Genomic DNA, 24543 nt, shown 5'->3' on the forward strand with positions numbered 1-24543 from the left:
ACATCGGCGACCTACAGCCGGAAAGACCTACAGCCGGAAAGAGGAAAGATGGCAGTGCACGCTCCGGCCGCGCGGCCGAAGGCGGTCCGCGGACCGGAGCCGCACCCGCGCCGCCGCACCGGCGGCTACTGGGTGTTCCTGCTGCCCAGCGCGGTGCTGTTCACCGCGGTGATCCTGGTGCCGTTCCTGATGAACATCGGGATCTCCTTCACCCGGTGGCAGGGCATCGGCGACCCGAGGTGGCTCGGGCTCGACAACTACACCCGGTTGTTCGCCGACGCCCGGTTCTGGACGTCGTTCCGGAACAACGCGGCACTGATCGTGGCGATGGCGATCGTCCCCACGCTCATCGGGCTCGTCCTGGCGGCGACCCTCTTCGACTACGTGGGCAAGAAGTTCGGCCCCCGTACGGCGAGCGTGCTGCGGGCCGCCTACTACCTGCCGCAGGTGCTGCCCGTCGCGATCGCCGGGATCGTCTGGGGCTGGATCATGCACCCCCGGTTCGGCGTGCTCAACGAGTTCCTGGCGCTGTTCGGCATGGAGCCGCGCGGCTGGCTGGGCGACCCGGACTGGGCGCTGCCGAGCGTGATGATGATCATGGTCTGGTTCCAGATCGGCTACCCGGTGGTCATCTTCATGGCCGGGCTGCAGCGCGTGGACCCGGCGCTGTACGAGGCCGCGGAGATGGACGGGGCCTCGTGGGCCCGCCGGTTCCGGCACATCACCGTCCCGCAGATCCGGCCCGAGATCTACGTCGTCCTGCTCACCTGCACGATCGCCGCGCTCAAGGTCTTCGGTCCGATCTTCGTGCTCACCCGGGGCGGGCCCGGCGGCGCCACGCTCGTGCCGTCCTACTTCAGCTACCAGAACTTCTTCGAGAAGGCCAACGTCGGGTACGGCGCCGCGATCGCCACCGTGCTGACCCTCCTGATCATCGTGGTCACGGTGCTCTTCCTGCGGATCCAGGACGGCGAGGAAGGCGACTCGTGACCTCCCGCCCGCGTTCACCTCGTCCGTGTCCGCCCCGCTCGTGTCCGCTCCGCCCGCGTCCGTCCCGCCCGCGTTCGCTCCGTCCGCGTCCGTCCCGCCTGGATCCGTCCTACCGGCATCCGGCACATCCAGATCCGGCCGGCCCGCGTCCGGCCGACTCACATCCGATATATCCGCATCCGGCACACCCGTGTCCGGCTGGCCCGAGGAGCGCTCGATGATCCGGAAGTACTCGGTCCTGGTCTCGCTGGCCGTGCTGGCCGTCGTGATGCTGGTGCCGTTCGCCATCGTCACGCTCAACGCGGTGCGCTCCCCGGCGGACTACTCCGCCAACGGCCCGCTGAGCCTGCCCGACGGCCTCCACCTCGACGGGATCGTCGAGTTCTGGAACCGGGTCGACTTCGGCGGGAAGCTGTGGAACAGCCTGCTGATCAGCGGCTCGGTGGCGGTGCTCGCCGTCGTGCTCTCAGTGCTCAACGCCTACGCGCTCGGCATCGGCCGGGTCCGCGGCCGGACCTGGATCCTGGTCGTCTTCCTGGTGGCCAACACCCTGCCGCAGGAGGCGCTGGTCTACCCGCTGTACTACCTGTCCAAGGAGGCCGGCCTCTACGACACCCGGCTCGGTGTGATCATCATCTTCACGGTCATCCAGAGCGCGTTCGGCACCTACCTGCTCGCCTCGGTGCTCGGCCGGTTCCCGCACGAGATCCTGGAGGCCGCCGCGCTCGACGGGGCCGGGAAGTGGCGGGCGCTCTGGCGGGTCGTGGTCCCGATCAGCAGGCCCACGCTCTCGGTGCTGCTGATCTTCTTCTTCATCTGGACCTGGAACGAGTTCTTCCTCCCCCTGGTCTTCCTGATCTCCAACGAGAACCAGACCGTCCCGGTCGCGCTGGGCGTGCTCCAGGGGGACAAGATGATGGACGCCACCATGTCGAGCGCCTCGGCGCTGCTCGGCATCCTCCCGGCTGTCGTCTTCTTCCTGATCTTCCAGCGGACCCTGACCCGCGGCGTGACCGTGGGCGCGATCAAGTAAGGGCCGCACCCGACCACCGGACCGCGATCGTCCAGCGGCCGTCAGGGGTCGCCGTCCGCCGCTCGGGGGCGGACGCCCCCACTGAACCGCCCCGCGAAGCCCGCGCTCGACCACCTGACCTGGAGGCGCAGTGTCCTTCCGCACGTCCTTCCGTCCACCGTTACGCAGGTCCGCGGCCGCCGGCGCCGTGCTCGCCCTGGCCCTCGGCCTGTGCGCGGCCCCGGCGCACGCGGCCCCCGAGCACCCCTTCCGCGACCCGTCGCTCCCGCTCCAGCAGCGCGTCGACGACCTGCTCGGCCGGTTGAGCCTGGCCGAGAAGGTCTCCTGGCTGCACCAGTACCAGCCGGCGGTGGAACGGCTCGGCATCGGCCTGTTCAAGACCGGCACCGAGGCGCTGCACGGCATCGCCTGGTCCACCGACGTCGACAACGGCGGCAACGTCGTCACCGCCAGGGGCACCGTCTTCCCGCAGGCCGTCGGCCTGGCCAGCACCTGGAACCCGGACCTGGTGAAGCAGGTCGGCGAGGCCGTCGGCACCGAGGCCCGCGGCTACCACGCCGAGAACCCGCGGGTGTGGGGCCTGCAGCTCTGGGCACCGGTGGTCAACCTGCTCCGCGACCCCCGCTGGGGCCGCAACGAGGAGGGTTACTCCGAGGACCCGCTGCTCACCGGCGTGATCTCCACCGCCTACGGCAAGGGCATCCAGGGCGACGACCCCGACCACCTGCGGGCCGCTCCGGTGCTCAAGCACTTCATGGCCAACAACAACGAGGTCCGCCGGGACACCACGAACTCCAGCATCCGGCCCCGGGTCATACACGAGTACGAGCTCCCGGCCTTCCGGACGGCCCTCGCGAACGACGCCGCCACCGGCGTGATGACCGCCTACAACCTGGTCAACGGCCGCCCCGCCACGGTCACCGACCTCAACGCGAGCGTGCGCCGGTGGACCGACCGGACGCTCTTCAACGTCTCCGACGCGGGCGGCCCGAACAACCTGACCGGCTCGCAACGCTACTTCGCCACCCAGCCCGAGGCGGCCGCCGCGATGATCAAGGCGGGCGTGGACAGCTTCACCGTGGACGACACCAGGGGCGCCCCGACGGTCGCCTCTGTGAACGCCGCGCTCGCCCAGGGGCTGCTCACCGAGGCCGACGTCGACCGGGCCGTGCGCAACATCCTCAGTGTGCGGTTCCGGCTCGGCGAGTTCGACCCGGACGGCGGGCCGTACGGGAAGATCACCAAGGCGGTGGTGGACAGCCCCGAGCACCGGAGGCTGAACCGGCGGGCCGCCACCGAGGCGATGGTCCTGCTCAAGAACACCGGCCCCGAGGACTCGGCCGCCGAGGGCTCAGGGAAGCCCGGTGCGCTGCTCCCGCTCGACCCGGCGAAGAAGGTCGCGGTCATCGGCCCGCTCGCCGACACCCTCTACACCGACTGGTACTCCGGCGCCCTGCCGTACGAGGTGACCCCGCTGGACGGGATCAGGGAGCGGGCCGCCGTCACCGGCGCGGCCGAGGGCGCCGACCGGATCGCGCTCAAGGCCGGCGGGAGGTACCTCACCGCCCCGGCCGGCGCGGGCGGTGACCTGAGGCTCGCCGCCGCCACCGCGGGGGAGGCCGAGCAGTTCGACGTCTTCGACTGGGGCCAGGGGATCGTGACCCTGCGCAGCGTCGCCAACGGCAGGTACGTCAGCCGCGCCAACTGGTCCACCCTCGCCAACACCCAGGAGCAGCCCGCCGGCTGGTTCGTCCAGGAGCAGTTCAAGCTGGAGGCGCAGGGCGACGGGACCGTGCTGCTGCGCTACGCCGGCTACGAGACCGCCGAGCCGTGGTTCGGCCCGAACGTCTACGTCCGGGCCGCCGCCGACGGCACGCTCTCCCTCACCACTGCGGAGAACGCCACCCGGTTCACCAGGGAGACCGTGCGCAGCGGGATCGCCGAGGCCGTCGCGGCGGCGAAGAGCGCCGACACGGCGGTCGTCGTGGTCGGCAGCATGCCGTTCATCAACGGCCGCGAGGCCCACGACCGCACCGACCTGGGCCTCGCGGAGGGCCAGGAGGCGCTGGTCGAGGCGGTGCGCGAGGCCAACCCGAACACCGTGGTCGTCCTGGAGAACAGCTACCCGACGACCATCGACCGTCTGGCGGAGAAGGTCCCGGCCGTCCTCTGGACCACCCACGCCGGCGCGGAGACCGGCCACGCCCTGGCCGACATCCTGTACGGCGACGCCAACCCGGCCGGCCGGCTCACCCAGACCTGGCCGCGCGAGGGCGCGGAGCTGCCGGACATCCTGGACTACGACATCGTCAAGACCGGCTCGACCTACCTGTACTCGAAGGACGAGCCGCTCTACGCCTTCGGGCACGGTCTGAGCTACACCACCTTCGGCTACCAGGGGCTGAAGACCAGGCGCAGCGGCGACGGCTTCGAGGTGAGCGTCAAGGTGACCAACACCGGGTCGCGCGCCGGCGACGAGGTCGTCCAGCTCTACACCCACCAGCACTCCTCGCGGGTGCGGCAGCCGGTCAGGCAGCTGCGCGGGTTCGAGCGGGTGCACCTGGCGCCGGGCGAGTCGAAGACCGTCACGTTCCCGCTGAAGACCGCCGACCTGGCGCTGTGGGACGTGACCCGGGGCCGCTTCGCGGTGGAGCCGTCCACCCACGACGTGCTCGTCGGCTCCTCCTCGGACCGGATCCGGCAGCGGGCCACGCTGCGGGTGGACGGGGAGCGCATCCCCGCCCGCGACCTGACGCGGGCCGTCCGGGCCGCGGACTTCGACGACCACTCGGGGGCGGAACTGGTCGACGAGACCAAGGCGAGCGGTGACGCGGTCGCGCTCTCCTCCGGCGAGTGGATCTCCTTCGCCGACGTCGACCTCGGCCGGGGCGCGACCGGGGCGACGCTGGGGGTCGCGGCGGCCGAGGCCGCCTCCGTGGAGGTCAGGACCGGGTCGCCGGCCGGCAGGCTGCTGGGCACGGTCCGGGTGGCCGCCACCGGCGGGGTCTACCGGTGGTCGACGGCCACCGCGGCGCTCGCGCGCGCCTCGGGACGGCAGGACGTCTACCTGGTCGCCCGGGGCGACCTGCGGCTCAAGGACGCCGTCCTGACCCGCTGAGCCTTCGGGGGAGCCCTCCGGCGGGCCCCGGCGGCACGGAACCGCCGGGGCCCGCCGGTCCGGTGGACCCGTACCGGCAGGACTCGGCGGTCCGCGGCCCGGTGGACCCGTACCGGCAGGCGGTGGGGCCGGGGGCGGCAGGCGGAGGGGCCCGTACCGGCAGCGGAGGGTAAAACCTCCCCGCAGCGGCTTGCATCTCCGCGTGAGGATACTTATAAATGAAGTGTGAGGTTTCCAGGAGGCAGGGCTTGAGGAACCCTGCAAGATTCAACGGAGGTGGTTATCGATGCTGCTGACGTCGATCGATCCGTTCGTCCAGGAGTTCGACCGCAGGTTCGACCGGATCGCGCGGCAGACGCTCGGCTGGGGCGAGAACGCCGCGCGCGGGGCCATGCCGCTGGACGGCGTCCGCCGCAAGGACGACGTGCTCCTCAAGTTCGACCTGCCGGGCGTCGACCCGGACTCCATCGAGGTCACCGTCGACCGCGGCGTGCTGACCGTCAGCGCCGGCCGCGAGGAGGAGTACGGCGAGGAGGACCGCCTGTTCGTCCGCGAGCGCCCGATGGGCACCTTCACCCGCCGCGTCTACCTCTCCGAGCACCTCGACGGGGAGAAGGTCGACGCCGCCTACTCCAACGGCGTCCTGGCCGTGCGCATCCCGGTCCTGGAGAAGGCCCGGCCGCGCAAGGTGGAGATCCAGAAGGTGGACCAGGTCGACCAGAGGTCCATCAAGGCCTGACCCGCCCGAGGCGGGCCGCGGCGGGGCGGGCACCATGGGGACGGTGCCCGCCCCGTCGGCTTCCCCCCGACGCCGAGAAGGAGACGACGATGACGCGGCTGCCGTTCGAGGACGAGCACGCACCGCTGTACTCCGTCGGCCAGGTGGCCGACATGCTCCAAGTTCAGCAGGCGTTCCTGCGCCGCCTCGACGAGCACGAGGTGGTCCGGCCCACCCGGTCGGCCGGAGGGCAGCGGCGCTACAGCAGGCACGAGATCGGCAGCCTCCAGGACGCGATCCGCCTCATCGACGAGGGCATGACCCTCGCCGCCGTCCGCCGCATCTTCGAACTCCAGCAGCAGGTCCGCGACCTGCAGGCCGAGATCGCCCGCATGCGCGCCGCCCACGGGGGTGACACAACCGAGGAATCATGATCCTTTCTCGAGAAGTGCACCGTTCCGCAGGCCGTACGGCGTGCACTTCCCGGAAAAGGATCAGTGATGCCGTTCGGTGAGGAGGTTGCGGACCTCGGAGACGATCTCTCGAGGGAAGCCGAGGATCATGCGCGCGTCGTAGCGTAAGGACAGATAACCGTTGAGGGCGAGCAGCCGCATGGTCTCGCGGTCCTGCCTGATCTGGCGGGGGTCGCGATCGTGGTGGGAGCCGTCGTAGTCGATCGTCAGCAGGGCCTGAGGATAGTAGAGGTCGGGCTGGGCGATCCGCTGACCGGTGTCGTCGAAGACGTGGGGATTGGCGACGGGGCGCGGAAGCCCGCCGTCGACGAGGAGCATCCGGAGGCGGGTCTCCATGGGGGAGTAGGTCTCCGGCTCCAGTTGGGGGAGCGCCGCCAGGGCGGCGGGCAGCCCTCGGCGCCGCCGCACCTGGGACAGCCGATCGCCGATCGCCGCAACCGAGGTCCAGGAGCGGACGAGCTGGTCACCGGCCATGATGAGCTCGATCCGGGACAGCCTGATCGCCAGTTCCAGGAACAAGGACTCGGGCCGGGGAACGAGCAGTCCGTCCAGGCGCCGCAGATCGTCCCGCCCCCAGTGGGTGTAGCGGTGAACCCTGATGCCGAGGATCTCGGGATGCTTGCCGAGTGCCGGGGGCAGCGCGACATCGAGGTCTCCGGACTCGGGAACGGGCAGGCCGTACAGGCGGGCGGCGGTGAGACCGCAGAACACCGAACTCGGAGGCAGGAGGAGCAACGCGGCCCGACAACGGAGCCGGAGGGAGTCGGGTAACTCCGCGGAAACGTAAACGTCGCGATATATCCGGCGGAACCTGGACCCCTGCAGCTGGCGGCGGGTCAGCCCTAGGGCCAAGGCGTCTCCGGTCCGGAACGGTCCATGGCGCAACGCTTCGGGAAGCACGCGATGGAGCCTCCCATGCCACCCTGTCCCCGGTACGGCGATCCGCACGGCTCAGAAGCCGCCGACGGATCATCGCCCGGCCTGATCCGATCGACCGGTGGTGATCCTTTCCCGGGAAGTGCACGCCGTATGGACCGCAGAACGGTGCACTTCCCGGGGAAGGATCACCACTGTGCTACGGAAGCGGGGTGAGGCCCAGTTGCCGGGCGGCTGCGGTCACGGTCTGTTCGAGCAGCAGGGCGATGGTCATGGGACCGACGCCGCCCGGAACCGGAGTGATCAGGCTCGCCCGGGCCCGGCAGCTCTCGAAGTCCACGTCGCCGACGTTGCCGGGGTTGTATCCGGCTACGTGACAGAGGCCGGATCGTCGCCGACCAGTACGGTCGCCAGGCACGGCGCCGTGCCGGTCAGCCGGGTGAGGTCCGCCGCCGCGGAGGCGGCGCGCTCGGTGATGCGGCGGGCCGGGGTGGTGCCGTCCATGAGGCGGGCGGTCTGCGTCCGGGTCATGGGCCGCTCCTGCAGGTCGCTGCGGAATGCCCAGGCGCACGGCGGTGACGGGATCGCCGAGCCGCTCCCCGGTGGTGCTCCACCTAAGCGCCGGTCACGGCTCGGGATCCACTGTAACCGCCTACGGGCGCGACGAGGAGGTCCGGCGGCGTGGGTCCATGTCACTCGTGCCGGTGGCGTGCGGTTGCAACTTTCGGCGTAGGGAGATCTTCGGAAGTCGTACCTTCCGAGTGCCTTTTCGGCTGAAGCGCAGGTCATCGGGGTGCCGCGAAGGTGGTGCCATGTCACGATCACCACTTCGCGGGGCGCTCGCCGCCGCCGCCGCGCTTCTCGTCCTCGCCACGCCCGCCGCCGCGCTCGCCGCGCCGAACCCGGCAGGAGCGCCGGCCGCGCCGTACCCGCTCGGCGCACCGGCCGCCGCCGCGCCGGAGCAGGCTCCGGCTCTCGCCCTGCCCCGGCCGACCGGTCCGCACGCGGTGGGCACGACCACGCTGCACCTGGTGGACGGCTCCCGCACCGACCCCTGGGTGGCGGGGAAGCCGCGCGAGCTCATGGTCTCGATCTGGTATCCGGCCAGGGCCGCCAGGGGGGAGCGGGCGCCGTACATGACCGCGAAGGAGGCGGAGCTGCTGCTGAAGGAGCAGGGCGCCGGGGCCGAGGTCGTGAACGCGCTCGCGGGGACGCGGACCAACGCGGTCACCGGTGCGGCGCCGCTCGGACGGCGGCGCGGCCTGCCCCTCGTGGTGCTCTCTCCCGGGTTCGGCATGCCCCGCAGCTCGCTGACGGCGTTGTCGGAGGATCTGGCGAGCCGGGGCTACGCGGTGGTGGGCATCGACCACACGCACGAGTCCCCCACGACCTTCCCGGACGGCCGGACCGTCCCCTGCACCACCTGCGAGTCCGGGGGCACCCCGGAGTTCGGTGAGAAGAGCACCCGGGTCCGCGCGGCGGACGTCTCCTTCGTGCTCGACCGGCTGACCGGGAAGAGGCCCGCCTGGGAGCACGCCGGGCTGATCGACCGGTCCCGGATCGGCATGGCCGGCCACTCCCTGGGCGGCAACAGCGCCACGCACACCATGCTCACCGATCCCCGGGTGCGCGCCGGGGTCAACATGGACGGCACCTTCTGGATCCCGATCCCCGACACGGGGCTCCGCAAGCCGTTCATGCTGCTGGGGGCCGGCGAGCTCCACGCGCAGGGCGGGGCCGACCCCACCTGGGGACGGGACTGGGAGAACATGACCGGCTGGAAGCGCTGGGTGACGGTCAAGGGCATGGGGCACAACGCCCTCACCGACTACGCGCCGCTCCTGGCTGACGTGATCAAGGACGAGGAGATGTTCGGCACGCTCCCCGGCGCCCGCTCGCTGGAGATCACCCGGAAGTACGTCGGGGCCTTCTTCGACCTGCACCTGCGCGGGCGGTCGCGGCCGCTGCTCGACCGGGCCTCCGCGCGCTACCCGGAGGTCACGGTCAAGAGGTGATCCGGTTCATGACGCCGGGTGCACGGCCGTACGGGGCGGGTGCGACCGGACCTCGTACGGCCCGCCGTCGGGCCCGGAACCGGCGGCGAGGCTCCACCCGGTGGGCGGGTTCCGGCCCGATCCGGGGTGACGGGAGCGGAGGATCAGGGGATACGGAGGTCTCGTTGCCGGAGCTCGGTCATGACCGCGGAGACCGTGACGAAGTCGTTGTCGACGTGCAGCAGGGTGAGCCCGTGGTGGACGGCGGTGGCGCAGAGCAGGAGGTCGATCGCTCCCGCTGAGCGATGTTGCCCCTTCAGGGTGAGTTTGTACTGTGCCTGCTCGACCCAGCGCCACGCGTTCTCGGGAACGGCGGCGAGTCGGCAGAGGTCGTTGAGCTCGGTCTCCAACTCGTCCCGGTGGTCGGGGCCGGTCGCGGAGTAGAGGAACTCCGTCCGGGTGGGCTCGCAGATGCTCAGCGCTCTGGAAGTGATCCGATCCGCCCATGCCTCCTGCGTCTCCGGTGTGCGGAACAGGTGCCACAGCGCTGAGGCGTCGATGAGGTAGCCCGTCAAGAGAAGGCGTCCTTGCGCGCCTGCTTGGCCTTCTCGTGGGCGGTGACGGCCTCGTCGAACTCCCCGCGTGCCGCTCGGGCGGAGAGCTTCTCCAGCGCCTCGATGCGCTTGACGCGGGCGACGTATTCCCGCAGGGCCGCGTTCACGGTGTCCTTTTTCGTGGTGGTGCCGAGCATGCGCATGGCCTCGGCGAGGGCCTCGTCGTCGATGTCGATCTGGGTGACGGTCATGCTTTCCCTCCTGATGTTGGTCACATACAAACATATTGTACATAGGCATCAGCGACAGGAAGGGAAACCAGCGAAGGCGAGGATGCCAGAGGAAGGCGAGTACGCGCCGCTGTACTTCTTGGTCCAGGTGCCCCGTGCGGCGTGACCGTTCTGCCCCGTGCGGCGTGACCGTTCTCTCCGGGAACCGCATGCCGTACGGCCGCGCACCGGGGCGTACGGCACGGCCCGGCGCCGGGGAGGAGGGCGGCGCCGGGCGGCCGGGGAGGGTCAGCCCTTGACGGCGCCGATGAGGACGCCCTTGGTGAAGTGCTTCTGGACGAAGGGGTAGACGAACAGCACGGGGAGCAGCGCGACCACCACGATGGCCATCTGGATGGCCAGGCTGGGCGGGAGGCTCTGCCCGGCGATCGTGGCGGTGCTGCTCTGGCCGACGACCAGCGCCTGCCCCTGCAGGACGTACTGCCGCAGGACCACCTGGAGCGGCCACTTGGCGCTGTCGTTGAGGTAGAGCACGGCGTTGAAGAAGGAGTTCCAGTAGCCGACCGCGTAGAACAGGCCGATGACCGCGACGACCCCCTTCGACATGGGCAGCACGATCCGCCACAGGATGCGGAACTCGCTCGCGCCGTCGATGCGCGCGCTGTCGGACACCTCCTCCGGGATGTTCATGAAGAAGGCCCGCATGACCACGAGGTTGAAGGCGGTCACCGCGCCGGGCAGGATCAGCGCCCAGTACGAGTCGGTGAGCCCCAGCGAGCTGATCAGCAGGTAGCTGGGGATCATGCCCGGGCCGAACAGGAACGTCAGCAGGACGAGGAAGAGCATCGGCCGGTGCAGCAGCGAGCCGGGCCGGGAGAGGCCGTAGGCGGCCAGCACCGTGACGCTCAGGCTGATCGCCGTGCCGACCCCGGTCACGCCGAGGCTGACCAGGACCGACCGGGTCACCACGCCGCCGTCGAAGAGTTCGGCGTAGGCGGCGAAGGAGAGTTCCCCCGGTACGGTGACCAGCCCGCCGGCCCGGGTGACCGTCTCCTGGGTGGAGAGGCTGGTCAGCACGACCATGTAGATCGGGAAGAGCACGGAGAGCGCGATGAGCGTGAGGACGGCCCCCTTGAGGAGGGCCCCGACGCGGGTGGGCCGCTCGGCCCAGGCGGGTGTGGTCGTCATGATTTCTTGTAGATTCCCTGCTCGCCGAACCGGTGGGCGACCTTGTTCGCCACCAGGATGAGGATGAGGCCCACCAGGCCCTTCACCAGGCCCGCGGCGGCGCCGTAGCTCCACTCCCCGGTCAGCAGCGTGCGCCAGTACACGAAGGTGTCGAGCACCTCGGCGGCGTCCCGGCCGACGGCGTCGCGCTGGAGGAAGAACTGCTCGAAGCCGACGTTCAGCGCCTCGCCCAGCCGCAGGATCAGCAGCAGGATGATGACCGGTCGCAGGCCCGGCAGCGTGATGTGCCACATCCGCCGCCACCGGCCCGCGCCGTCCACCGCCGCCGCCTCGTAGAGGTTCTGGTTGATGGCGGCCAGCGCGGCCAGGAAGATGATCGTTCCCCAGCCTGCGTCCTTCCAGACCGTCTCGGCCGTCACCAGCGCGATGAACGTGTCCGGATCGGTCATGATGTCGATGCCTCGCCGGCCGTTCTCCCGCAGGGTCTGCGAGATCAGCCCGGCGCCGCCGAACATCTGCTGGAAGAGCGTGACCACCAGCACCCAGGAGAAGAAGTGCGGCATGTAGACGATGCCCTGGATGAACAGGCGCAGGCGGGGCCGGACCACGCTGTCGAGCAGGATGGCCAGCATGATCGGGATGGGGAAGTAGAAGACCAGCTGGAAGACGGTGATCGACAGGGTGTTGAGCGTGGCGTCCCAGAAGCTCTCGTCCAGCAGCAGCCACTGGAAGTTGGACAGGCCCACCCAGGGGCTGTCGGCGATGCCGACGTAGGGCGAGTAGTCCTGGAAGGCGATGACGTTGCCGAGCAGCGGCACGTAGTGGAAGACCAGCAGCAGGCCGATCGCCGGGATCGTCATCAGCAGCAGCTGCCAGTCCCGCCGGAGCCGGGCGCCCAGCGACGGACGCGCGGTTCCGGTGGGCTTGTCCGTTTTCTTTCTCCCGGTCTTGCTGCCCTTTGCGGGAGCGCCGGTGCCGGCGGGTGAGGTCAGGTCACCCGCCGGCCCGGTGTTCACGGTGTCTCTAAGCACGGCCGTTGTCCTGCAGGACCTTCATGTAGAAGTCGCGGGCCTCGTTGCCGCCGTCCCGCTGCCACTCCGCGACGATCTGCTTGGCGTCGCTGACGGGGCGGCGTCCGCGCATGATGTCGGTGAACTTGTCCTCGGTCGGCACCTGCAGACCGGACATCCTCGAGGGCCGCTGGACCCGGATCCCGTCGAACGGGGCCTTCTCCAGGTGGGGGAAGCTGGCGTTCTGCCACTCCACGTTGAGCTTGACCGCGTCGGGGTAGGGCCAGTCGACGTAGAGCGGGCGTCCGCCGAGGAAGCCGTAGGTGTAGGCGACCTCCTTGCGGCCCAGGTCGGTGAGCTCGGGGATGCCGTTGTCGCCCCGCTTGAAGTGCTCGCCCTCCACGCCGAAGTTGGACAGCTCGTACTCCTTGGTCCCGAACGGCGCCGCGCACCAGTTGAGGACGGAGAGGATCTCCTCGACCTTCTCCTTGGGCAGGCCCTTCTTGACGAAGGTGAAGATGCCCGCCGCGTTGCCGTGGTACATCATCGGCGTGCCGCCGTCGTGGGCGAAGACCGGGAAGGCGTTCATGGCGAAGTCGGGGTTCTTGGCCCGGTGCTGCTGGAGCAGTTCCTTCCAGCCGCCCAGCCCGTCCCGGTAGATCAGGATCTGCCCGGAGGCCATGAGGTCCTTCTCGTTGGCGCCCTTGCTGCTGACGACCTCGGGGTGGACCAGCTCCTCCTTGAAGACCTTCTGCATGAAGGCGAGCATCAGCTCGAACTCCGGCGTCTCGTACTTGTGCACGAGCTTGCCGCCCTCGTAGCGCCACTCCTGCGGGATGCGGAAGGTGGGCCACATCATCTCGTGGATGCTGCCGAACGCCCAGCGCTTGGCCTTCGGGTCGGTGATCTCCTTGCCGAGCTCGAAGAGCTCATCGGCGGTCTTCGGGTTGGTGTTCCAGCCGTTCTTGTCGAAGATGTCCTTGCGGTACAGCAGCGCGAAGGGGTACGGCTCGGTGGGGAACGGCACCGCCATCAGCTTGTTGTTCCAGACCGACCACTGCCAGGCGGCGGTCGGCAGGTTGGCCAGCAGCGGGTACGGCTTGACCTTGTCGCCCTGGAGGTAGGGGGTGAGATCCTCGAAGGCCTTGTCGACGGCGGTGTTGAAGTCCGCCATCTTCTCGATCTCCCAGCTCGGGATGACCATGATGTCCGGCAGGTCGCCGGAGGCGAGGCGGGCGATGGCCTTGTCGGCGTAGACGGTGCCGTCGGTGATCTGGAACTGCACGGTCGCGCCGATGTCGGCGTTGGCGGCCTGGAAGTAGGAGTTGTCCTCCAGGCCGGGCGGGAGCGGGCCCCACAGCGGGGTCATCGCGGTGTAGGTCCCGCCCTTGCCCGCCTTCTGGGTGAGCGCCTGGACGGGGCTGGCGGGGTAGGTGGTGAAACCGCCGCTGACGTCCGGCACGCCGGGCAGGTTGGAGACGGTGCCCGGGAGGTCCGGCTTGACGCCCGGGAACGCGGTATAGGTGGGGGTGAGGGAGGTCAGCTTGTCGGCGGCGGCCGCCGTGGCGCCTCCGCTGCCCGGCCGGGGGCCGCTCGGCGTGGAGCAGGCGCTGAGCAGGCCGCCGCTCGCGGCGGCGACCGCGCTGAGTCCCACCAGGCCGAGGAAGCCCCGGCGGCTGGTCGTCGCGCCCTCGGGGGGAGTTTTCACGGCGCGTTCCCTTCGTTGTCCATGGACGGGCGGGGGTTGTCCTAAGAGGATGGGTCCGAGATAGAGTTAGTTCGTCTTTTGACCAAACAAATTAGTCGAGGGGCACTCTCGCCACAAGGGGCCGACGATCGCGGTCCTCGGGGCGGGTGAGGCATGATGGGGCCAGCCGGGGGCCGTTCGCAAGACGGAGCCCGGGCCGATCGGGACGGGACGGACCTTGATCACATCTACGACGAATCCGCAGCCGGCCGACTTCGCCGATGTCCGGGCCACCAACCTCGCCGTGGTGCTGCGGTTCGTGCGCGAGCACGCGCCGTGCTCGCGGGCGGACATCGCGGCTTCCACGGGCCTCAACAAGGCGACCGTGTCGAGCCTGGTCGCCGACCTGATCGACCGCCGCCTGGTGCGCGAGACCGGGCTGACCGAGAACCGCGTCGGGCGCCCGGCCACGATGCTCGTGCTCGACGGCTCGCCGTATGCCGCGATCGGCGTCGAGGTCAATGTCGACTACGTCACCGCGGTGGCGGTGGACCTGGCGGGGGAGCGGCTGCTGTCGTGGCGGCGCTCCTTCTCCGGCCCGCTTCCCGGCACTGACGGCTCGACCGGCCAGGCCGTGGCGGCCGTCGCGGCGATCGTCCGCCGGGTGGTGAGCCGGATGGCCAAGCAGGAGCGCCAGGTCCTCGGCCTGACCGTGGGCGTGCCCGGCCTGGTCGGCACGGACGGCACGGTGCTCATCGCGCCCAACCTCGGCTGGCGCGACGCCGACCTGGCCGGAGACCTGGCCAAGGCGCTGCGCGACCCCGGCTTCGCCGTCCAGGTCGAGAACGACGCCAACCTGGCCGCCCTGGCCGAGCACCGCTTCGGCTCGCAGGCGGGGACCGCCAACCTGGTCTACCTCACCGGCGAGATCGGGGTCGGCGCCGGGATCATCCTGGACGGCCGCATCCGCCGGGGCGGCCGGGGCTACGGCGGCGAGATCGGCCACATCCAGCTCGACCCGCTCGGCGCCGAGTGCCGGTGCGGGCGGGCCGGCTGCCTGGAGGCCGTCGCCGGGATCGGCGCGGTGCTCCGGCACGTCCCGCTCTCGCCCGCGGAGGTCGAGATCGAGCTCGACGAGGTGGCGCGGCTGGCCCGGGCCGGCGACGCCCGGACCCTCGGCCTGCTGGCGGAGGTCGGGCGGCAGCTCGGCAAGGGCGTGGCGGTGGTGGCCAACCTGCTCAACCCCGAGGTGGTCATCCTGGGCGGCTACTACGTGCCGCTGGCGCCCTGGCTGCTGCCCGCGGTGGAGGACGAGGCGCGCGGCCGTACGATCGCGCCCGAGGGCGGCGGCTGCCGGGTGGTGGCCTCGACCCTCGGCTACGACGCGGCGGCGCTGGGCGGCGCGGCCCGGGTGCTCGACTCGGTGGACTCCGGCCGGCTGCCCCGGGTCTCCTGACCTCGGTGCGGGGGCGTTCCGGGGTGATCCGGAACCGAAGAATGATCCGTGATTTTCTCCGCAGGTCTTGACCTGGATCTCACGGACAGGCACCCTTCAGGGAAACTCTGCTCGAAACATTCGTGTAACGGGCGGAGTTTTCCTGGACCGAATATCGAAGCGCTTCGACAGAGGCGCGTTTTCTCGCCCCGTTGTCGAAGCGCTTCGACGCTCACCAGAGGGATGGTCCCCCCGATGAACGAACCGTTCCGCGACCCCGAGCTCCCGCTCGCCGACCGCATCGCCGACCTGCAGGGCAGGCTGAGCCTGGCGGAGAAGGTCGCCCTGCTGCACCAGTACCAGGCCCCGGTCGAGCGGCTGGGCGTGGGCCCGTTCCGCACCGGCACCGAGGCCCTGCACGGCCTGGCCTGGCTCGGCCCGGCCACCGTCTTCCCGCAGGCGGTCGGGCTGGCCAGCACCTGGGACCCCGAGCTGGTCCGGCGGGTCGGCGAGGCGACGTCCGACGAGGTCCTGGCCTTCCACCACAAGGACCCGGCGGGGGCGGGGCGGAACGTGTGGGCGCCGGTGGTCAACCCGCTGCGCGACCCCCGCTGGGGGCGGAACGAGGAGGGCTACTCCGAGGACCCGTGGCTGACCGGCGTGATGGCGGTGGCGTACGCCTCCGGCCTCCGCGGGAGCGACCCCAGGGTGCTGAAGACGGCGCCGACGCTCAAGCACTTCCTCGGCTACAACAACGAGACCGACCGCTGCACCACCTCCAGCGACCTGCCGCCCCGGGTGCTCCACGAGTACGAGCTGCCCGCCTACCGGCCCGCACTGGAGAGCGGCGCGGCGGTGGCCGTGATGCCCTCCTACAACCTGGTCAACGGCCGCCCGGCGCACCTCAGCCCGCTGATCAACGACGTGCTGCGCACCTGGGCCCCGGACGACGTCCTGGTGGTCAGCGACGCCTACGCCCCCGGCAACCTCACCGGCCTGCAGGCCTACCACGACGACCCCGCCGAGGCCTACGCGCACGCGATCAAGGCCGGGCTCGACAGCTTCACCCAGGACGACGAGCGCACCGAGGCCGTCCTCGGGCACATCCGCGACGCGCTGGAGCGGGGCCTGCTCACCGAGGCGGACATCGACGCGGCCGTCAGGCATGCGCTTTCCATCCGGTTCCGGCTCGGCGAGTTCGACCCCGCCACGCCGTACGACGACGTGACCGAGGCCGTCGTCAACTGCCCCGAGCACCAGGTGCTGGCCCGCGAGGCGGCCCGCCGCTCGATCGTGCTCCTGGAGAACGACGGCATCCTCCCGCTGGCCGGGGTCACGAAGATCGCCGTCATCGGCCAGCTCGGCGACACCCTCATGGAGGACTGGTACTCCGGCACGCTGCCGTACGCCGTCACCGCCCGCGCCGGGCTCGCCGAGCGGTGCGAGACGGTGTTCTGCGAGGCGGTGGACCGGATCACGCTGACCGCCGAGAGCGGGCACGTCGTCGCCGACCCCGGCGGCGGGCCGCTCGGGCTCACCGCGGAGGCGGGCACGGCCGAGGGCCTGTTCGACCTGTTCGACTGGGGCGGCGGGTCCTACGCCCTGCGGGCCGCGGCGACCGGCCGGTACGTCTCGGTGGACGACTCCGGCACGCTGGTCAACGACCAGCCGGGACCCAACGGCTGGGAGGTGCGCCAGACCTTCCGGCTGGAGGACCGGCCGCGCGGCACGCTGGTGCTCCGGCACATCTCCACCGGCCGCTACGTCGGGCTGGCCGCCGACCCGGGCACGGGTCCGGGCGCCGCGGTGCCGGACGGTACGGCGTCCGCCGCGCTGCCGGACGGCGCGGTCCTGCGGCTGGTGGACGACGCCGACGCGGCCGTCTGGCTGACCGCGGAGACGGTCGTCAGCGGGGCCGAGAGCGCCGCCGCGCTGGCCGCCGCCGCGGACGTCGCGGTCGTCGTGGTCGGCGACCACCCGCTGGTCAACGGGCGCGAGACCGAGGACCGCCTCGACCTGGCGCTCCCGGCGGCGCAGGAGGCCGTGGTGGCGGCGGTGCGCGCGGCCAACCCGAGGACCGTCATGGTGATCAGCAGCGGCTACCCGATGACCTGGTCGGAGCGGGACCTGCCCGCGGTGCTGTGGTCCTCGCACGGCGGCCAGGAGTACGGCCACGCGCTGGCCGAGGTGCTCTTCGGCGACGCCGACCCCGAGGGGCGCCTCACCCAGACGTGGTACCGCTCGGCGTGCGAGCTGCCCGACCTGCTCGACTACGACATCATCGCCGCCGACGCCACCTACCAGTACTACCGGGGCACCCCGCTCTACCCCTTCGGCCACGGCCTGTCCTACACCGACTTCGACCACCGCGACCTGACCGCCGAGGTCGCGGACGGGCGGATCACGGTCTCGGCGACGGTCGCCAACACCGGCCCCCGGCCCGGCACGGAGGTCGTCCAGCTCTACACCCACCAGCAGCGCTCCCGCGTCAAGCAGCCGCTGCGCCGCCTGCGGAACTTCGCCAAGCTCCGGCTGGAGCCCGGCGAGAGCACCGTGGTCCGCTGGACCCTCGATGTCGCCGACCTGGCCTTCTGGGACGTGACCAGGAACCGGTTCGCGGTCGAGGACGCGTCCCACAAGATCATGGTGGGCCGCTCGGCCCGCGACATCCGCCTCTGCGCGACGGTCCACGTCGCCGGTGAGCACATCCCGCCCCGCGACGCCCTCGCCGCGCCGATCCCGGCGGTGGACCACGACGAGTACGACGCGGTGGCGTTCACCGACGCCTCCCGGGTCTCCGGCGACGCCGTACGCTCCACGGCCGAGGGCGCCTGGATCCTCTTCCGCGGGGTCGACTTCGGGAGCGGGGCCGCCGCCTGCGCGATCGAGGCCACCAGCACCGAGGGCGGCGTGGTCACCCTGCGCCTCGGCGACCCCCTGTACGGCCCCGCCCTCGGCGCCGTGCCCGTCCCGCGGGCCGGCCGCCACGAGCTGTCGAGGGTCGTCGGAGGACTCGAGGGGGCCCGGGGCGTGCACGATCTGTACGTGGTGTTCGAGAATGCCGGTATCACCGTCTCCCGCCTGGCCTTCGGTTCCGCCGAGAACAGATGAGCGGACGGGCGGGAGGGCGGGGCGGGTGGGTCGACGGGCGCGGGATGTTCACGGATGCGGACTCCGAGCCGCCGGGCGAGGGGGCGTGGAGCGGATGAGCGGCAGAGCGGTGACGATCACGGAGGTCGCCAGGCACGCCGGGGTGGCGGTGAGCACGGTCTCGTACGTGCTCAGCGGGAAGCGCGCGATCTCCGCCGACACGCGCAGGCGCGTGCTCGACAGCGTGCGGACGCTCGGCTACCACCCCAACGCCGGAGCCAGGGCGCTGGCCAGCAGACGGGCGAACGTGATCGCGCTGGTGCTGCCGCTCCGGGCCGGGATGCACGTCCCGGTGCTGATGCAGTTCGCCACGTCGGTGGTGACCGCCGCCCGGCGCTACGACCACGACGTGCTGCTGCTCACCGCCGACGAGGGACCCGACGGGCTGCGCCGGGCCGCCGCCAGCGCGCTGGTGGACGGGCTGGTGCTCATGGACGTGGAGCTGCACGACACCCGGGTGCCGCTCCTGCGCGAGCTGGCCGAGCCGAGCGTGCTCATCGGCTTCCCCGCCGACACCACCGGGCTGACCTGTGTGGACCTCGACTTCGCCCGGGCCGGGACGCTGTGCGTGCAGCACCTGGCGGCCCGCGGCCACCGGGAGGTCGCGCTGCTCGGTGCGCCCGCCGTGGTCTACGACCGGGGCACCGGCTACGCCTGCCGGACGCGGGAGGGCTTCACCGAGGCCGCCGCGGCCCACGGCGTGACCGGGATCGCGCTGCCCTGCGAGGAGACCTTCGACCAGGTGTCGGACGCGGTGGGCGGGCTGCTGGAGGAACGGCCCGGCCTGACGGGGCTGGTCGTGCACAACGAGGCCGCGGTCAACCACGTGCTCGGGGCGCTGCGCCAGCACGGCAGGCGGGTCCCGGAGGACGTCGCGGTGGTCGCCATCTGCCCCGACGACATAGCGGAACGCTCCAGCCCGGCCCTGACCTCGGTGCTCATCCCGGCCGAGGACGTCGGCCGGGAGGCCGTGCGGTTGCTGATGGACAAGCTGGAGGGCCGCGCCGTACCGGACGGCACCCTGCTCGCTCCGCGCCTTACGGTCCGCGCCAGCACCTGAGCGGTACGGCCCGGCCCGGATCATCCGCCTTTGGTGAGCGAGGTCAGGTCCCACACCCGGATGGCCTTGTCGTAGCCACCGGACACGACGATGGGCCGGTCACCCAGCCGGGCCACCACCATCGAATTGACCTCATGCGGGTGGGCGAAGGACTTGCCGACCTGCTCTCCGGTGACCGGGTCCCAGACGCGCACGGTCCTGTCCCAGCTGGCGGAGACGATGACCGGGCGTCCATCGATTTGTGTTCTTGCTACTCCGATCACATCGAAGGTGTGACCGGTGAACGGCTGACCAATTTGGGTCCCCGAAGTGAGATCCCAGACGCGTACGAATTTCTCTTCGCCGGAGATGATCACCGGTCGGCCGTCCAGTTGCGCCACCGCCAGCGATTTGGCTCTACGGGGATTCTCGAATGCTTGCCCGATCTGTCTGCCCGTGGCTAGATCCCATACCTGAACTGTGTCTCCACCGCCGGAGACGGCGACAGGTCGCCCATCGATCTGTGCTACCGCCACCAGGGCAGTATTGCCGTATCCATTGATGGTGTACGGATCACCGATCTGTTTTCCGGTGGTGATGTCCCATACACGCATGGTGTTGTCAGAACCGGCGGAGACAATGATCGGACGGCTGTCCAGTTGTGTCACCGCCATCGAATAGACCCAACCCGTGTGGCCGGTGAGTGATTCGCCGATCTGCTTTCCTGTGGTGGGGTCCCACATTCGGATGGTGTTGTCCCAGCTGCCGGAGATGATGATCGGACGGCCGTTCAGTTGCGCCACCGCCACCGCGGAGATTGACTTGCTGTGGCCGGTGAGCGGTTCGCTGATCTGTTTTCCTGTGGACAGGTCCCACATTCGGACAGTCAGGTCGGAACTGCCAGAGACAATGACTGGACGGCCCTCCAGCTGTGCCACTGCCACTGCGGTGACGGAGTCGATGTGACCGGTCACGGGCTTGTCGGGGAGAGCCACATCGGTCGGAAGAACTGGACCGGTCAGCTCTGTGGAGGCAGGAGCCGGGTCGGGCGGTGCAACGGGCGGCGCGGTTGATGCAGCGGCGGCCTCTGTGGGCGAAGAACTCGTGTCTGTGGGGGACGTGATTGAGTAGAGCACGACCCCGGCGATGACGCCGATAGTGACCGCTGCTGCCGTGGCTGCTACGAGGATCGGAGTCCGGCGGCGTATGGATGCCGTGGGCAGAGCCAGAGCCCCCGCTGACCATTCGGAAGGCGCAGTCGCCACCCGATTGCCCTGCCCGATGTTGGAGGCTGAAGGGCTGTGTCGCTCAGGGCTGGGAGATCCTCCGTTGTTCGGATTCGCATCCGATTCCATTATCTGATCTGACTGCTGAGGAAACGGATGGACACCGGCGCGGGAAGGATCTGATGGTGCGGATACCTGAGAACCCTGGTCCCCGGCGACGCCGTATCTGGTCACATCGTCGGGGTCGATGCGAGCGGGTGCATAAGGGTTCCGGTTGACAGGAGCACGATCACGACTGGACGTGTTGGGCGCGGCCGCCATCCCGGAATACGGTCCAGGTGCGGCATGGTTTCCCTGAGAACCGTTCCCCCCGTACGAGCCGGGAAGGGCTCCGTGACCGGTCAGCGTGGCCAACACCTGGTCGGCTGTCGGCCGGGCACCGGGGTCCTTGGCCAGGCACGCCGAGAGCAGCGACCACAACCCGCGCGGCACCCCGTTCAGATCCGGCTCACCGCTCATGACGGCGTTCATCACCGCCGCCGGATGATGTCCGGCGAACGCGGCATGCCCGGTCGCGGCATAGACCATGGTGGAGGCCCAGGCGAACATGTCGGCGGCCGGTCCGGCGGGCTGGTCGGCGAGCTGCTCGGGGGCCATGTAGCCGGGGCTGCCCACCAGTGCCGAGCTGGTGACACCGGCCTCCAGGATGCGGGCGATGCCGAAGTCGATGACCACCGGCCCCTCCGGACCCATGATCACATTGGCGGGTTTGAAGTCCCGGTGCACGATCCCCACCCGGTGGATGGCGGCCAGCGCGGTCGCCGTGGCGACGGCCAGGCGCTCCAGCCCGCTGCCGGTGCGGGGTCCCTCGCCTGCGACCAGTTGCTGCAACGACGGTCCGGGGACGTACTCGCTGACCAGGTAGGGTCGCCCGTCGCTGACGCCGGCCTCCAGCACCTGGGCGGTGCAGAACACCGCGACCCGGCGAGCCAGGGCGGCCTCCCGCTCGAACCGCTCCCGGACGGAGGCCTCGGCGGCCATCCGGGTGTGCAGCACCTTGACCGCGACCCGCCGTCCCGAGGAGGTCTGGCCGAGGTAGACCGTGCCCTGACCGCCCTCGCCCAGCACACCCACCAGACGGTATGCACCGATCTGCTGCGGGTCGCTCGCGCTCAGCCGGTTGGGATCGGGCACCGTCAGCCTCCTCACCCGTCGCACGGGCCGGACTTCGCTGACACCCGGCACGGTGGACGGTAATGGTCACAAGAGTCTGATCATCACCCTGTCACAACCACGCATCGTCCCGCCATATCCAGCGGTGACGGCAGAATTTATGCGAATTCTCGGCTGTCCGTCATGACTATTAATGAAGCGGCCGTAATAGGCGAAAGGCCGCGCGGGCCTTCCCTCGGCTCCAGATGCGGGTCCGAATGTGCGGGAAGAGTCCGCGCGGCCTCGCCGCGCTCGGGGTGGTCGAGGTCCGGAGTGATCGGCTCTCGGCCGTCGCGCGCCCCCCAGGGGGACGCGACCGTCCTCGGCTCTCAGCCGCGACTACCAGTCGCCGCCGCCGAAGTCGCCGCCACCGAAGTCACCACCGCCCCAGTCGCCGCCGCCACCGAAGTCGCCGCCTCCGCCACCCCAGTCACCGCCTGCGTCGGAGACGCCCTCCTGGTAGCCGGCGCCGTAGCCCATGCCGTAGCCGCCCATGCCCCAGCCGCCCATCATGCTGCCGAGCATCGTGCCGACGAGCATGCCGCTCATCACGTCACCGAAGCCGCCGTAGTAGCCGTAGGCGTAGGGCTGGTAGGCCGGGCCCGCGTCGTAGTAGGGGCGGCGCTGGCCGTTGACCATGACCTCTCGGGTCTGCGGCTCGAAGCCGCGCTCGATGGCCTCGGCGTCGGCCGCGCAGGCCGGGACGTCGCGCACCGCGCCGCCGGGCGGGGCCCAGCGCACGTCGCGGACCGAGGGGCCGTGCTGCGGGTTGAAGAAGCACGGCGAGCGCCGCTCGGGGAGCGGCAGGTGGTTGACGCGGGCCTTCACGCAGGCGAGGGCGTAGCGGCCCTCCTCCAGCGCGGTGGTCACGCCGCGCAGCTCGTCGGGGCGCTTGACCGCCTCGAGCTCCACCTTGGCCCGCTCGTAGGAGTCGAGCGCGCGCGCCCAGTCGTCCTGGTGGTCACCGCCGTCTGCGAGCATCTTGACGTCCATGTCCAGCGCGGTGATCTCCTCGCCGAACTTGGTGACGTCCTCGTCCACGGTCTGCTTGACGGCGGCCAGCTCAGCGGCCTCGCGAGCTTCGCGCTCCTTCTTCTTCTTGCGGGAGTAGAGGAAGAGGCCTCCACCGCCCGCCAGGGCCAGCACCAGGATGCCGACCAGCACGCCCGCGCCGGAGCCGCCGCCTCCGCTGGAGGAGCCCTCGGAGCTGCTGGAGCCGTCCACGCGCAGGGCACCCCTGGTGTCGCCGGATTCGGCGAGCTTCACCCGGGCGACGAAGTCCTGCATTCCGCTGACGACGTCGTCGTTGCTCGCGGCAGCGGCGGTGGCGATCCGTCCGGCCATGTTCTTACGCAGGGAGGTGGACGCGGCGAACAGGGAGTTGCCGTCGATTAGGGCGATGGTCGCCTTCTCCGTGCCGCTCGACCTGAGCTGGGCGCCCAGATCCGAGAACAGCGCGGCCGGATTGCCGGTTATCGTGCCGTTGGGCAGGGCGGCCACGTAGATCGGCGGGTTGGCTCCCTTGACGGAGTCGCGGATGGCGGACTGCTGGCTCCCGGTGAGGGACGAGCCGGACTCCACATAGAGGGGGTCCTGGGCCCACGCCGAGACGATCGTGTCGGGGTCGGGCACCGCCGCGTGAGCCGGCGGGGCGGTCATGAGGATGGCCAGGAGCCCGGCGAACATCGCGGCGATCGCGGCACCGAGACGACCTGGCGCGAACTTTGTGGTGGTCACGGCAGATTGCCTCCTTCGTCCCTTAAGGACGAATGAGCGGACATCGGAGTTCCCTACTACCCGACCGTATCCCCTTCATCCCGGGATCGGGTGCGGAGGCGGGACATCCGTGCAGAACATCCGAGGATCCGAGGTTCGCTCCGCGGCGTGGGCAAGCTGAGCAGCGGGGGCGGCGCCCGATGGGCCGCACGAGGCCCACCCAGCGGCGCGAGCGGACCGCCTGACCGGCTCAACCCGGCCGGACGGCCCGCCCGCACGGTGATCCGGGTCAGGCGTCCTTGATGTCGCAGAGCACCGCGCCGGAGGTCACCGTCTGCCCCACCTGCGCGCCCAGCCCGGTCACCGTGCCCGCCTTGTGCGCGGTCAGCGGCTGCTCCATCTTCATCGCCTCCAGCACCACGATCGTGTCCCCGGCCGCGACCACGTCACCGTCGGCCGCCACCACCTTCACGATCGTCCCCTGCATCGGACTCACCAGCGCGTCCCCGCCGACGGCCTTCTTCGTCGCACCGCCACCGCTCCCGCGCCGCCGCGGCGGCGCGGCCGAGGAAGCACGGCCCGCTCCCGTAGCGGGCAGGCCCAGCCCGGCCGGGAGCACGACCTCCAGCCGCTTGCCGCCCACCTCGACCGTGATCCGCTCCCGCCCGTCCGCCTCCTCCGAGACGCCGCTCTCCCCGGCGTACGGCGCGATGGTGTTGTCGAACTCGGTCTCGATCCACCGCGTGTGCACCGCGAACGGCTCATCCCCCGCCGGGGCGAACGCCGGGTCCTCCACCACCGCCCGGTGGAACGGCAGCACGGTCGGCATACCGTCGATCTCGAACTCCGCCAGCGCCCGGCGGGCGCGCTGCAGCGCCTGCTCCCGCGTGGCGC

The 24543-nt window shown here is 70.7% G+C and carries 20 protein-coding genes and 1 riboswitch; of the genes, 9 read left to right on the forward strand and 11 right to left on the reverse strand.

The features are described 5' to 3' along the window. Positions 1-48: 48 nt before the first annotated feature. From IEZ07_RS07520 to IEZ07_RS07540, 5 genes are all read left to right on the forward strand, one after another. Positions 49-990 carry a carbohydrate ABC transporter permease gene (locus IEZ07_RS07520; protein WP_191894073.1) on the forward strand — a complete coding sequence of 314 codons (942 nt, stop codon included), beginning with the start codon at positions 49-51 and terminating at the stop codon, positions 988-990. A 217-nt stretch (positions 991-1207) separates the two neighbouring features. After that, positions 1208-2023, forward strand: coding sequence for a carbohydrate ABC transporter permease (locus tag IEZ07_RS07525; protein ID WP_191894074.1), 816 nt, complete (start codon positions 1208-1210; stop codon positions 2021-2023). 130 nt (positions 2024-2153) lie between these two features. Beyond that, complete coding sequence (locus IEZ07_RS07530; RefSeq protein ID WP_204054272.1) at positions 2154-5141, forward strand: glycoside hydrolase family 3 protein; 2988 nt, start codon at positions 2154-2156, stop codon at positions 5139-5141. Positions 5142-5427: 286 nt separating this feature from the next. Then, positions 5428-5880: an Hsp20/alpha crystallin family protein gene (locus IEZ07_RS07535; protein WP_068896687.1), complete on the forward strand. Its 453-nt coding sequence runs from the start codon at positions 5428-5430 to the stop codon at positions 5878-5880. Positions 5881-5969: 89 nt separating this feature from the next. Then, on the forward strand, positions 5970-6293 hold the full coding sequence (locus IEZ07_RS07540; protein ID WP_191894075.1) for a MerR family transcriptional regulator: 324 nt from the start codon (positions 5970-5972) through the stop codon (positions 6291-6293). 60 nt (positions 6294-6353) lie between these two features. Here IEZ07_RS07540 and IEZ07_RS07545 read toward each other — a convergent pair whose 3' ends face one another. From IEZ07_RS07545 to IEZ07_RS35500, 3 genes are all read right to left on the reverse strand, one after another. Continuing rightward, positions 6354-7067, reverse strand: a complete 714-nt coding sequence (locus IEZ07_RS07545; RefSeq protein WP_191894076.1) for a putative endonuclease domain-containing protein — start codon at positions 7065-7067, stop codon at positions 6354-6356. 340 nt (positions 7068-7407) lie between these two features. After that, entirely contained in the window at positions 7408-7548 is a 141-nt protein-coding gene (locus IEZ07_RS35495; protein ID WP_275413752.1) for a hypothetical protein, read from the reverse strand. Positions 7549-7577: 29 nt separating this feature from the next. Beyond that, positions 7578-7739, reverse strand: coding sequence for a hypothetical protein (locus IEZ07_RS35500; RefSeq protein WP_230880780.1), 162 nt, complete (start codon positions 7737-7739; stop codon positions 7578-7580). A gap of 21 nt (positions 7740-7760) precedes the next feature. After that, a riboswitch (ZMP/ZTP riboswitch) is annotated at positions 7761-7847 on the reverse strand. Positions 7848-8020: 173 nt separating this feature from the next. Here IEZ07_RS35500 and IEZ07_RS07555 point away from each other — a divergent pair. After that, entirely contained in the window at positions 8021-9223 is a 1203-nt protein-coding gene (locus IEZ07_RS07555; protein WP_191894077.1) for an alpha/beta hydrolase family protein, read from the forward strand. Positions 9224-9366: 143 nt separating this feature from the next. Here the strand turns inward: IEZ07_RS07555 and IEZ07_RS07560 are convergent, their stop codons facing one another. The 5 genes from IEZ07_RS07560 to IEZ07_RS07580 all read right to left on the reverse strand — a co-directional run bounded on the left by IEZ07_RS07560 (position 9367) and on the right by IEZ07_RS07580 (position 13892). Then, positions 9367-9777, reverse strand: coding sequence for a PIN domain nuclease (locus IEZ07_RS07560; protein WP_191894078.1), 411 nt, complete (start codon positions 9775-9777; stop codon positions 9367-9369). Then, entirely contained in the window at positions 9774-10007 is a 234-nt protein-coding gene (locus IEZ07_RS07565) for a type II toxin-antitoxin system VapB family antitoxin (RefSeq protein ID WP_191894079.1), read from the reverse strand. Before IEZ07_RS07565 ends, IEZ07_RS07560 begins: the two co-directional genes overlap by 4 nt. A gap of 267 nt (positions 10008-10274) precedes the next feature. After that, positions 10275-11174 (reverse strand): carbohydrate ABC transporter permease, encoded by a 900-nt coding sequence (locus IEZ07_RS07570; RefSeq protein WP_191894080.1) that lies wholly within the window; start codon positions 11172-11174, stop codon positions 10275-10277. Next, positions 11171-12205: an ABC transporter permease gene (locus IEZ07_RS07575; RefSeq protein ID WP_239319520.1), complete on the reverse strand. Its 1035-nt coding sequence runs from the start codon at positions 12203-12205 to the stop codon at positions 11171-11173. The genes IEZ07_RS07570 and IEZ07_RS07575 overlap by 4 nt, the downstream gene beginning before the upstream one ends. Further along, positions 12198-13892, reverse strand: a complete 1695-nt coding sequence (locus IEZ07_RS07580; RefSeq protein ID WP_191894081.1) for an extracellular solute-binding protein — start codon at positions 13890-13892, stop codon at positions 12198-12200. Before IEZ07_RS07580 ends, IEZ07_RS07575 begins: the two co-directional genes overlap by 8 nt. 217 nt (positions 13893-14109) lie before the next feature. Between IEZ07_RS07580 and IEZ07_RS07585 the strand changes: the two genes are divergently transcribed. The 3 genes from IEZ07_RS07585 (at position 14110) to IEZ07_RS07595 (ending at position 19516) form a co-directional block, all read left to right on the forward strand. Then, entirely contained in the window at positions 14110-15327 is a 1218-nt protein-coding gene (locus tag IEZ07_RS07585; RefSeq protein ID WP_191894082.1) for an ROK family transcriptional regulator, read from the forward strand. A 234-nt stretch (positions 15328-15561) separates the two neighbouring features. Continuing rightward, entirely contained in the window at positions 15562-18417 is a 2856-nt protein-coding gene (locus IEZ07_RS07590) for a glycoside hydrolase family 3 protein (protein ID WP_191894083.1), read from the forward strand. Between the two features lie 94 nt (positions 18418-18511). Further along, the gene (locus IEZ07_RS07595; RefSeq protein ID WP_068896746.1) at positions 18512-19516 is read left to right on the forward strand and encodes a LacI family DNA-binding transcriptional regulator; all 1005 of its coding nucleotides are present in this window, start codon (positions 18512-18514) and stop codon (positions 19514-19516) included. Between the two features lie 20 nt (positions 19517-19536). On the opposite strand, the gene IEZ07_RS07600 is transcribed toward IEZ07_RS07595, so the two are convergent. The 3 genes from IEZ07_RS07600 to IEZ07_RS07610 form a co-directional block, all read right to left on the reverse strand. Then, complete coding sequence (locus tag IEZ07_RS07600; RefSeq protein ID WP_191894084.1) at positions 19537-21915, reverse strand: serine/threonine-protein kinase; 2379 nt, start codon at positions 21913-21915, stop codon at positions 19537-19539. Positions 21916-22272: 357 nt separating this feature from the next. Continuing rightward, on the reverse strand, positions 22273-23670 hold the full coding sequence (locus IEZ07_RS07605) for a hypothetical protein (protein ID WP_191894085.1): 1398 nt from the start codon (positions 23668-23670) through the stop codon (positions 22273-22275). A gap of 268 nt (positions 23671-23938) precedes the next feature. Continuing rightward, a partial coding sequence (locus tag IEZ07_RS07610) for a biotin/lipoyl-containing protein (RefSeq protein ID WP_301549307.1) occupies positions 23939-24543 on the reverse strand: 605 nt, incomplete at its 5' end.

It is taken from the genome of Planomonospora parontospora, assembly GCA_014647935.1.
Lineage (GTDB): Bacteria > Actinomycetota > Actinomycetes > Streptosporangiales > Streptosporangiaceae > Planomonospora > Planomonospora parontospora.